Genomic DNA, 1,190 nt, shown 5'->3' on the forward strand with positions numbered 1-1,190 from the left:
ACGCGGGGTGCGGTGCCGGTGCGGGTTCGGGATGCGTCTTCGTGGTAGGTGACGTCGCGGACGTAGTGGAGTTTGTTTTCGATGTGCCAGTGGCCGCGGACGTAGTTTCCGATGTGGGCGGGGTGTGCCCAGGGGCCGGTGATGTTGGTGATGCCGAGCGCGGCGTGGGCGGAGTGTTTTCCGCTGGTGTGGTGGGTGGTGTGGCGCTCGATGAGGAACGCGTGGGTGGCGTGCGGGAAGTCGATGGTGGGGTAGCCGAGAAACTCGCCCAGGGGTGCGAGCTGGACGGTGCGGCGTTCACTGCGTCCGTGTCCACGGTCTTCGGTGACGTGGGCGGGGATCTCGTGCCAGGGCAGGGAGTCGAGTTGCCCGAAGAGGTGGTGCTGGTTCTCTTTGACGGTGAGCACGTAGTGGGCGCCGCGGGCGTGCAGATAGCGGGCGTGCTCGGCGGTGGTGTGCAGGGCGTCTGCGGTGACCACCCGGCCGGTCAGGTCGATGGTGTCCAGTAGCGGCCGGAACCAGGTGATTTCGCTGCTCCCGACGGGGACTTGGCGCTGACCGAGCACGGTGGTCTTGTCGTGGGTGATCGCGGAGAGCAGGTGCACTCCGGCGCCGCCGGTGCGGGCGAAGGTGCCACGCAGGGATTTGCCGTCCACCGCGATCGCCTCGGGCAGCAGGTCGGGATCAGCGATTGTGGTGTCGCGCTTGGCTAGCCAGGCACTGATCACGTCGTCGAGGACGTCGCCGTCGAGGCGGCCGGTCACCCGCCGCACGGTGGCCTCATCAGGGGCGACATACCGATCCTGACGGGGATCGAATCGGGCGCCCAGCAACGCCAGCACGTGTTGAGGCGCATCGGCGGCCCATTCCCCGATCGCGGCGAATGATCGTGCTCCCGCCGCCACCGCGACCGCGGTCAACGCCAGGATCGACCCGATCGAATGCCGTACTCCTCGGCGATGCCGCGGGTCCGGCACCATGGCCAGGTGTTTACGCAGGTCACCTACCCGCGCAAGATCAGCGGCAGCCTCGATGAACGGGGCCAGACGATCACACACGACAGGGATCAGGCACGATTGCGCAGCGGGCACGGCTCTCTCACACGATCATGGGACCTAGACACTCACATGATCAACAAGAGCCGTGCCCGCCCTGCAACCAACCCCAAAAGACTTTGCCGGAACCCTGCC

General features: G+C 66.9%; 1 protein-coding gene. It reads right to left on the reverse strand.

Translation table 11 applies throughout. The features are described 5' to 3' along the window. The coding region (locus ACFWY9_RS44955) for an ISAs1 family transposase (protein ID WP_378341779.1) at positions 1-980 on the reverse strand (980 nt) is incomplete at its 3' end. Between the last annotated feature and the right edge of the window lie 210 nt (positions 981-1,190).

This window comes from Amycolatopsis sp. NPDC059027 (genome assembly GCF_042739735.1).
In the GTDB taxonomy this organism is placed as follows: Bacteria; Actinomycetota; Actinomycetes; order Mycobacteriales; family Pseudonocardiaceae; genus Amycolatopsis.